An 8,048-nucleotide genomic window follows, 5' to 3' on the forward strand; every position below is an offset into this window, starting at 1 on the left:
CGCGTATGAACACGATGCTGAGCTGGGACCATCTCGTCGTCGTCCGGGGCAGTTTTGCCAAAAAGCTGATTGACCTGCTGAAGGGCGCTCTCAAGGCCGATCGAGTGATCCCCTATCTCGGTCCTGGTCTTCTGCAGCTTAACACGCCGGAATCACCTGCACCTTGCACCCCTGAAGATGTCGCCGCGGCGCTCAACAAGCGGGCGCCTGCCCCTTCCAGGATTCGCACCAATATGTGGTCGGTCGCGCAGTTTATCGAGCAGCGCCGACATCGTCGGACTCTTCAAGCGTGGATGGCGGAGATATTCGCAGCCCCCGCCGAGCCGACCGTTCTTCACGCCTGGCTCGCAACCCTTCAACTGTCTGTCATCATCGACAGCTGGTACGATGGCGCCATGCGGGCAGCCCTTGCAGAGGCCGGCCAAACAGACGTTGTCGAGATACAAGGAACCACGCGAGCGACCGGAATTGGTAACATCTGGACGAGAACTTACGATTTGTCAGGAACAGAACTCGACGCCGAACAAGTGGCAAGGACGGTGCTCTATGCGCCGCACGGCAGCGTCAGGCCGGCCGCAAACTTCCTCGTGGCTGATTCCGATTACGTCGAAGTCCTAACCGAAATTGATATCCAGACGCCGATCCCGGACGTGGTGAAGCAACGGCGCGTCAACCGGGGCTTTTTCTTCGTTGGCTGTCGCTTCAACGATCAGATGCTGCGCACATATGCCAGACAGATGATGAAGCGCTCCACTGGCCCACATTTTGCGGTGATCGATTCGGCTACGCTGACCAGAAACGAACGTCGTTTCCTTGCCGAAGGCGCAATCACGGTCATCGACATGCCGATCGGCAACGCCGCGGCTCGCCTCGTCGGGGTCGATGCTAGCCAGGATTAATGGCCGGCGATTGCTGGTGAGTCGCTTGCCTCCAAGGGCGAAAACTCAGTTGGGAATACATCTGAGCAGTAATGCTACTGGCAGCACAACGGAGGCTCTGAATTCGTTGGGCCATGTGAAAGGGCCCGCTGCTGCGGGACGTGAGCACGTTGCGGCGGCATTACGCACATGATTTTGTGACACCCGTGGCAAAAGAACTGAAGCGCCCGAGCCGAACCGCGACAAGATATGCAGCGCTCAATGGCTTCGGCAGAAATTTGGCACAGTTTCGACAGTTCGCATGCACCTCCAGGGTCAAGGAGGTTGATTATGCCTGTTTATGTGGGTTGGCGACGCGAGCAGGAATTCCCACTACCTTTGCCCCGGCGGGAACATCGCGTGTGACCACGCTGCCAGCGCCTACGACCGCATTATCGCCAATCGTGACGCCAGGCAGAATGATTGCTCCACCGCCGATCCAGACACGGCTGCCAATGCGAACAGGACGCCCGACCTGCAGGCCGGCCTGTCGCTGCTCGGCATCATGTGGATGATCGGCGGTATAAATCTGCACGGCAGGCCCAATTGCCGTTCCTTGCCCGATTTTGACCTCTACCACGTCAAGAATAACGCAGTTGAAGTTGATGTAGGCATTGGCGCCAATGCGGATATTGAATCCGTAGTCGCAAAAAAAGGGCGGACGGATGACCGTTCCGCGCCCAACCTCTCCCAGCCGCTCGGACAAAAGCTCATGCCAATGCTCCGTGGTCTGCCCCAGCGTATCATTGTACCGCTTGAGCCAAGCCCCGGTGGCCAACAGGTCAGCTTGGATCTCCGGATCCGCCGCATTGTAAAACTCGCCTGCGAGCATCTTTTCTTTCTGGCTACGCATCATAGTCTCCCGTCAGGTCGTGTCCCGTGCAGTGATGCAGGAACGCACATCAAACTGCCTCGGCAACTTTGTAACTCGGTCTGCCGGGCGCGTGGTCAAGCCGGGGCGACAGTTTCGTCTCGACCAACTTCTGCGAATTTTGGAAATATCGCAGATCAACCGGTCGCAGGGCCAATACCTGACGAAGTCGGCAACTGTCCAGCGGTCGAACTCACTTTCATGCCCATCTCAACGGGTGCCATGAGCGCGGCGCAACGCGCTCGAACGCCGAAATACTTAATTCCCAAACACCCTCTAAGATTGAGAAAGTGCATCGTTTTGTACGAAACTAACAATCCCATTAGCTGAAGAGTTTGCAACACATCCGTGTCAGATCCCCATCAGCTTGAACGCCGCCTGGCTGACTTCAGTGTCGGGGTCTTTCAGATGCTCGGGTTCCTGGAAGTGGTTGGCGTTGAAGGCTATCGTTCGACTGGCCAATCTCCCCATGCCGCGCAGCGCTTCACCGAACACATCGGACTGGCGCTTGAACTCCGGACTGTCCTGGTCGGCTGACACGACGGCAATCGGGCAGGTGATCCGGTCGAGATGGCGCATCGGGCTGAATTCCGCCTCTTCCCCCCTCCGTCAGATGCAGGTAGCTGCTGCGCGAGGAAAGCATCACCGGATAGAGATCATACATGCCGCTCATCAGCAAGCCGCCCTTGAGGGCATCCGCCGGTAGGCTGCGCTCCGTCCAGTCGGTGATGAGGACGCAGGCCGCCAGATGCGCGCCGGAAGAATGACCCGCCACATACACCCGGTTCGGGTCGCCGCCGAAACTGGCGGCATTCTTCATCGTCCACTCCACCGCCCGCCTGCAATTCTCGACCATCTGTCGCAGCGTCAGCGTTTTCACACTGCCGAAGTCAGGCGCGGCATAGGCCGCCCCGCGCGAAACGAAGGTCGGGGCCGGATAGGATGCATCCTCGCGAGTGTTTCGGGTCCAGGCACCGCCATGGATGAAGACCAGGACCGGGGCGGCCTTGGCATCCCAGGCGCGAACACATCGATGAGATCTCTGGCATCTGGACCGTATTTTGCCGGACGCGGCGGCATCGCGCGCCGGACCTCGGCGCTGGCGATGCCATCGCCTTCCTCCAGTTCCGCCATCCGCGGCGCCCAGAATGACTGGTCATACGCCGTATCCAGTTGCTCCTGTGTGTAGTCGAGGAATACCGACGCGGCTAAGGACTTGCCGACCGCTACGGCAGACAGGGACACGCCCGCCATGAGAAACGTTCTGCGCATCATTACTCTTCTCTCCCTCAGGACAGCCGCGATGATTGTAAAGGTGGGCGCGATCAATGCGGGGACAAAGTACGACGTAATCCCGGATGAGACCCTCCTCAAGGTCAGTGTACGGACGTTCGACGAGAATGTTCGTGCAAAGGTGAAGAAGGCGATCGAGCGGATCGCTGCCGCGGAGTCGGAAGCGTCGGGCGCCACTCGCCCGCCCGAGATCACTCAGGCCGAGACCGCGCGCTTCTCGCGCGTGGGGATTATCTGACCAAAATGTCGAAAAGCCGTAGTGGAACAAAGGAAAGTGACAACCGAGATCATCAGCCAGCCAGCCCCCAATCTAAGCCCCGAGCAGCACCTTCAACCTGTCCAGCGCCGCCGTCAAACCCTTCAATGAAACCGACAAGGGCACATCCTTCTGGTCGAGACTCTTAACCGTGACCTTGAGCGTTGTGCCCGTGCGCAGCGACGCGGCTGCTTTCGCGTCGAAGCTGAGGGGCACGAAGCAGCCGGCGGGCAGGCAGGTCGAGAAGGGCAGCGGCTTGCCCGCTTGCCCATCGTCGACCTGAAGCGTCGCGCCGACGGCGAGTTGCAGGCCGAAGGGCAGGACGAGATTGCCCGCAATGCCGTCCTCCTGCCCCTTGCCCAATTCGACCGCAAGCAGGCGCCGTCCGTTCTGCTGCGACTGCTGATAGGTAGCCGCGCATACCAGCGTCGGCGTGGCCTGGCAGGAGAGATCCCAGTCCTCATAGGTCTCCTTCAGCGAGGAAGCACCGCCCGGCAGCCCGGCTTCCTGAGCTGCCAACGACGCGGAAAGCGCCATGAGGGTGGCCGCGGCCACCGCACAAATCCTGGACGAATCCGACATCAGCAAAGCTCCGTTGCCCCCTTGTCGTGGAGCGCCGCGCGTGCCTTCGAGGCGAGAATGGCGCTCTATCCGATTGAAACGACGCGTCGGCCCGAAAATCGATGCCGATCTTCGGGCCGACGTATCTGCAACAATTACCCGACCGCGATGCCGCAGGCAAGCGTTCCGCTCCGGCGTGTCGTAAGCACATGATTTGTCCGGATTAGGTAGCACAGGAGTTGTCCGGTTTCATCGCCAGCGAATGGAAGCTGGGGATGAAGCGGGCAGCGTGGCTCCAGGACGGAGAATACAGAAGTTTCGGGACGTATTGAGCCGTTGGACTGGCGGCGATCTCTCGATGATGGAGGCAGGCGAGTTGCTGGGCATGTCGGAGCGGCAATTTCGGCGTTATCGCGACCGTTACGAAGAGGCCGGGGAGGCTGGGTTGCTGGACCGGCGTTTGGGCAAGCTTTCGACGCGCCGGGTGCCAGTGGAGGCGATCGAGGAGATGCTGGAGCTTTATCGCCATCGCTACCTTGGCTGGAACGTGAAGCATTTCCACGAGCACCTGCTGCGCGATCACGATTTCAGCTGGGGCTACACCTTCATCAAGACGCAGCTTCACGCGGCGGGCCTGGTGGAACGGGCCAAGCGGCGCGGTGCTCACCGGCGCAAGCGGGAAAGGAAGCCGTGCGAAGGGATGATGCTACACCAGGACGGCAGCCGTCATCAGTGGCTGGCGAGTGGGCCGATGCTGGATCTGATCGTGACTATGGACGATGCGACGAGCACGATCTATTCGGCCTTTCTGATCGAGGAGGAAGGCACGGCGTCGAGCTTCCAGGGACTTCTGGAGACCTTTGTCGCCAAGGGATTGCCGTCAAGCCTCTACAGCGATCGTGGCAGACACTATTTCGTGACGCTCAAGGCGGGCGGGGCTGTCGACAAGATTCGCATGACCCAGGTCGGTCGGGCGCTCGAGCGGCTCGGCATCGAACATATTCCAGCCTATTCGCCTGGAGCCAGGGGCCGCTCCGAGCGGATGTTCTCAACCTTGCAGGACCGACTGCCGAGGGAACTGGCACTGGCCGGCATGGCTGATATCGAGGCCGCCAACCGCTTCGTCGCACAGACCTATCTGCCGGCTCACAATGCCCGCTTCGCCAGGCCCGCCGCGGTTGAAGACAGTGCCTTTGTCGCCGCCGACCCGCAGCAATTGGCCCAGATCCTGTGCATCGAGGAGGAGCGCGTCGTTGCTCGTGACAACACGGTCGCCTTCGCGCGGCTGCGATTGCAGCTCCCGCACAGTCCGATCCGGGATGATGATCGTTGTGGAGCTGCCGTGCACGACGATTTCGAACCATAGTTGGCGATGTAGAATTCTATTTTAATCGTATAGAACAATTGAGAAACGTCGCCAATCTGAACACCTCGCCTCGGATCATGGCGTTCGGACGATGACTGCCGTAAGATTCCACCCGTGTGGGGCAAGGCTGCTACCGGCCTGCGACGGAGGGGAACATGGCAATTGATACTCTTGATAAGGTGCCGCTGCTCTATCACTTCACCGACCGGAGGAACCTGCCGGTGATTAAAGAAATGGGAGGACTCTATCCACTCGCGCAGCTTGACCAGAAGAAGGTCAAGGTTCCGGCACCGGGCGGCAATGAATGGAGTCGTGACGCCGACGCGTTGAAGGGAATGGGCAACTACGTCCACCTTTGCTTTCGTAGCACCCATCCGATGGAGTACGTTGCCCGGCAGGATGGGAGGATTACGGACACGATCTTTCTGCAAATACATTCCTCGGTAATGCAGTTCACGGGTGTTCGTTTTACCAACGATGTCGCGAACAAAGCTGGCGTCGAATCGATTCCTATCGGAGAGGCTGAACCGCTAATCGATTTTGAGATACTTTACACCCGAACGGACTGGAAGGATTCGGCGATTAAGGCGCGTCTCACTCAGGCGGAGAAATACGAGGTGTTGGTTCCCCATGTCATTCTGCTGGGCTTAATAAGGAACATTTAGAATGGCTGAGAGACCAGTCTTTATCCCTGCAACCGAGGACGAAGGTTACGTCAGGCGATTGGATTTCGAAATTCCGTGGGCCGGTGGCTTCGCTGAGGTTCAGAAGAAGAAGAATATACGGTCGCTGCATGAGGCCGCCAAGAAAGCCGGATATGCGCCGCTGCTAGAAGTGTCTAGCAAGTCTGATGAAGTCGCCGGCCAGCATCTTAGCGCGTTTCACCTGCGCGTGAGGACCAGCATCGGCGAGATACCGCTGGAGAACGCCTTTCAGGGAAGTAAGGTATTCGAGCGTGGCGGGCCGTACACCGATCTGTACGAGGTTGAACCGCGCGATGCGAAGCGCGAGCCACGACTCCGCGAATCCGGCGCACTGGTGGGCTTCAAATTCGACGGCTTCGAGTTCCCGCTAGAACCCACGACCGTGTTCTACGATTGGCTTTATCTCAATGCCATCTTTCCTCACCGTGTATGGCTCAAAAATCGAGTGGACGGCGAAATGCGGTATGCCGGTTTCACTGACATAGAGTTCAACCCTACCAAGTCGGTCAATTGTCAGGCGAAAACGTGCGCTCTGTTCGTAGTGCTCATGAGGGAGAACAAGCTGGAGCGCTACCTAAAAACGCCCGAGGTTTTCATTGCCGCGATGGCTGCTCATTCGCTTCGGCCGACCGAGCATCAACCTCATTTGAAGCAGGCCAGACTTAGGGTCGGCTAGCAGGCAGTAGCGCAATTTATTCGCTAGAGCAGCAAGGTCACTGCCGAGACCGCACGCCGGGTAACCGGTATCAGTACACCTGTCTTCGGCGTGTCATGGTCGGACCCCAGCCCCTCAGAGACAGAAATCGTACGCCGCTTCCTCGTTTCTCGAAGATCGACGCGTCCTTTACAATCCCTTCGATAGCGGCGGAAGCCCATGAGTTGCCTGTCAGGATTGAGTGTAGCCGCGGGCTCTCATGCAATCCTTGACGAGATTGCCTTGTTCCATACCCTTGACGATACGATCCCCGACACCGTCCCCGATTGCATCTGTCATCGTTTTCGGGCGGCTATTCGTTCCGATCGTCGCCGTCGCCATTTCCGACTGATACTTGCATTCAGTGTAGTCCTGCTGGGCAGCACTGCGCGGCGTCTCGTCCTTCACCCAGTTGCCGCCGTCGGACGTACTGCACCCGGCAGCGAAAGAAAGGCACCCTGCCAAATCGCAATTAGAATTACTTTGTTCACGAAACACTCCTTCCGGAAAGCAAAAGCAGCAATGGCCGAAGGATGGTCGGCCATTGCAAGGCGATAAGATCTTTCAATAGAGATGGCTGTCAGTTCGCTGCTGGAATCGGGCATGACATATCGCCCTCCCTTGCGGCGATTAAAACCGAACACTGAGTTTGGCGTTGAAGCCATGCTCCTGCGCGTCCGAGGCAAGCTGACCTTTATAGGTAAGCCCGATGGTTGCCTTGTCGGTAAGGTTGACATCGATACCAGCTTCGAAGACGGCAGCGTTCTTTGCGATTGGCGTTCCCTCCACGGCGAAGGATGAGCCGCCTGTGAAGGCAAGCGCCGTTTCAGGCACCACATCGCCGAACGCATGACGCCAGCCGATACCGCCACGGGCGGTTGTATTGACGGAACCAAGCGGGAAAGCGGTCGAGGCGCGCAGCCCTATCGTGGTGAATGTCGTGTCGCTCGACCGGTCTTTTCCGGAAAGCGCAGCGGCACCGCCATGCTCTGTGAAGCCATCCGCGTTGAAGTTCACATAGGCTAGGTTCGCATAGGGCTCGAAAGATACGGAAGCTGTATCCAGTCGAGAGCCGAGTTCGCCGAAAGCCTGGAACGTGCCGGCATGGTAATCGGCCGAAAGGCTGTCGGAGAAGCCCGGAAACGCCACCGACCTGCCGGTCTCGATGCGGTTCCACGTATAGGCAAGGCCGGAACGGAAGCTGTGAGGGCCACGCTGCGTGCCAGCGTAGATCCCGAGGTGATAATTGTTGCCTGAGCCGGAGGAGGCGCGATCATCCACATGGATGGACGTATGGCTATAACCGGCAAGAAGCCCGAGCCGCCAGCTTTCGCCGATGGCCGCATCGCCGCCTGCAATAAAGCCTCCCGTCGAGCGGTCGAGGCG

11 protein-coding genes are annotated in these 8,048 nt (G+C 58.8%); 5 read left to right on the top strand and 6 right to left on the bottom strand.

The window, feature by feature from the left end; all coding sequences use genetic code 11:
* The first annotated feature begins 5 nt into the window (after nucleotides 1-5).
* Nucleotides 6-899 (top strand): SIR2 family protein, encoded by an 894-nt coding sequence (locus EOA60_RS10815; protein WP_091599535.1) that lies wholly within the window; start codon nucleotides 6-8, stop codon nucleotides 897-899.
* A gap of 307 nt (nucleotides 900-1,206) precedes the next feature.
* Here EOA60_RS10815 and EOA60_RS10820 read toward each other — a convergent pair whose 3' ends face one another.
* Together EOA60_RS10820 and EOA60_RS10825 are read right to left on the bottom strand one after the other, a co-directional pair.
* Nucleotides 1,207-1,773 carry a sugar O-acetyltransferase gene (locus EOA60_RS10820; protein WP_091599538.1) on the bottom strand — a complete coding sequence of 189 codons (567 nt, stop codon included), beginning with the start codon at nucleotides 1,771-1,773 and terminating at the stop codon, nucleotides 1,207-1,209.
* 366 nt (nucleotides 1,774-2,139) lie between these two features.
* Complete coding sequence (locus EOA60_RS10825) at nucleotides 2,140-2,367, bottom strand: hypothetical protein (protein ID WP_126057642.1); 228 nt, start codon at nucleotides 2,365-2,367, stop codon at nucleotides 2,140-2,142.
* 673 nt (nucleotides 2,368-3,040) lie between these two features.
* On the opposite strand from EOA60_RS10825, the gene EOA60_RS10835 reads away from it, so the two are divergent.
* Nucleotides 3,041-3,319 carry a peptidase dimerization domain-containing protein gene (locus EOA60_RS10835; RefSeq protein WP_091599544.1) on the top strand — a complete coding sequence of 93 codons (279 nt, stop codon included), beginning with the start codon at nucleotides 3,041-3,043 and terminating at the stop codon, nucleotides 3,317-3,319.
* Nucleotides 3,320-3,391: 72 nt separating this feature from the next.
* Here EOA60_RS10835 and EOA60_RS10840 read toward each other — a convergent pair whose 3' ends face one another.
* Nucleotides 3,392-3,892 carry an invasion associated locus B family protein gene (locus tag EOA60_RS10840; RefSeq protein ID WP_236473430.1) on the bottom strand — a complete coding sequence of 167 codons (501 nt, stop codon included), beginning with the start codon at nucleotides 3,890-3,892 and terminating at the stop codon, nucleotides 3,392-3,394.
* A 268-nt stretch (nucleotides 3,893-4,160) separates the two neighbouring features.
* Here EOA60_RS10840 and EOA60_RS10845 point away from each other — a divergent pair, with 268 nt between their 5' ends.
* The 3 genes from EOA60_RS10845 to EOA60_RS10855 all read left to right on the top strand — a co-directional run bounded on the left by EOA60_RS10845 (nucleotide 4,161) and on the right by EOA60_RS10855 (nucleotide 6,644).
* Nucleotides 4,161-5,264 carry an ISNCY family transposase gene (locus EOA60_RS10845; RefSeq protein ID WP_126057641.1) on the top strand — a complete coding sequence of 368 codons (1,104 nt, stop codon included), beginning with the start codon at nucleotides 4,161-4,163 and terminating at the stop codon, nucleotides 5,262-5,264.
* 155 nt (nucleotides 5,265-5,419) lie between these two features.
* Nucleotides 5,420-5,929, top strand: a complete 510-nt coding sequence (locus EOA60_RS10850) for a DarT ssDNA thymidine ADP-ribosyltransferase family protein (protein WP_127323370.1) — start codon at nucleotides 5,420-5,422, stop codon at nucleotides 5,927-5,929.
* A 1-nt stretch (nucleotide 5,930) separates the two neighbouring features.
* Nucleotides 5,931-6,644: a hypothetical protein gene (locus tag EOA60_RS10855; protein ID WP_091599555.1), complete on the top strand. Its 714-nt coding sequence runs from the start codon at nucleotides 5,931-5,933 to the stop codon at nucleotides 6,642-6,644.
* Between the two features lie 210 nt (nucleotides 6,645-6,854).
* Here the strand turns inward: EOA60_RS10855 and EOA60_RS10860 are convergent, their stop codons facing one another.
* The 3 genes from EOA60_RS10860 to EOA60_RS10870 form a co-directional block, all read right to left on the bottom strand.
* Nucleotides 6,855-7,070, bottom strand: a complete 216-nt coding sequence (locus tag EOA60_RS10860; RefSeq protein WP_126057639.1) for a hypothetical protein — start codon at nucleotides 7,068-7,070, stop codon at nucleotides 6,855-6,857.
* A complete protein-coding gene (locus tag EOA60_RS10865) occupies nucleotides 7,067-7,267 on the bottom strand; it encodes a hypothetical protein (protein WP_126057638.1) in 201 nt (66 codons plus the stop codon). The genes EOA60_RS10860 and EOA60_RS10865 overlap by 4 nt, the downstream gene beginning before the upstream one ends.
* A gap of 25 nt (nucleotides 7,268-7,292) precedes the next feature.
* Nucleotides 7,293-8,048, bottom strand: a 756-nt coding sequence (locus EOA60_RS10870) for an autotransporter domain-containing protein (protein WP_128311345.1), incomplete at its 5' end; no start/stop codon positions are given.

The organism is Mesorhizobium sp. M1A.F.Ca.IN.020.06.1.1 (genome assembly GCF_004023265.1).
Classification (GTDB): Bacteria; Pseudomonadota; Alphaproteobacteria; order Rhizobiales; family Rhizobiaceae; genus Mesorhizobium.

What these genes read in the sequence shown, in the direction of transcription:
- EOA60_RS10815 (WP_091599535.1), top strand. Translation starts at nt 6, where the DNA reads ATGAACACGATGCTGAGCTGGGACCATCTCGTCGTCGTCCGGGGCAGT.
- EOA60_RS10855 (WP_091599555.1), top strand. Translation starts at nt 5,931, where the DNA reads ATGGCTGAGAGACCAGTCTTTATCCCTGCAACCGAGGACGAAGGTTAC.
- EOA60_RS10845 (WP_126057641.1), top strand. Translation starts at nt 4,161, where the DNA reads ATGGAAGCTGGGGATGAAGCGGGCAGCGTGGCTCCAGGACGGAGAATA.
- EOA60_RS10835 (WP_091599544.1), top strand. Translation starts at nt 3,041, where the DNA reads ATGAGAAACGTTCTGCGCATCATTACTCTTCTCTCCCTCAGGACAGCC.
- EOA60_RS10850 (WP_127323370.1), top strand. Translation starts at nt 5,420, where the DNA reads ATGGCAATTGATACTCTTGATAAGGTGCCGCTGCTCTATCACTTCACC.
- EOA60_RS10825 (WP_126057642.1), bottom strand. Translation starts at nt 2,367, where the DNA reads ATGCGCCATCTCGACCGGATCACCTGCCCGATTGCCGTCGTGTCAGCC.
- EOA60_RS10820 (WP_091599538.1), bottom strand. Translation starts at nt 1,773, where the DNA reads ATGATGCGTAGCCAGAAAGAAAAGATGCTCGCAGGCGAGTTTTACAAT.
- EOA60_RS10865 (WP_126057638.1), bottom strand. Translation starts at nt 7,267, where the DNA reads ATGCCCGATTCCAGCAGCGAACTGACAGCCATCTCTATTGAAAGATCT.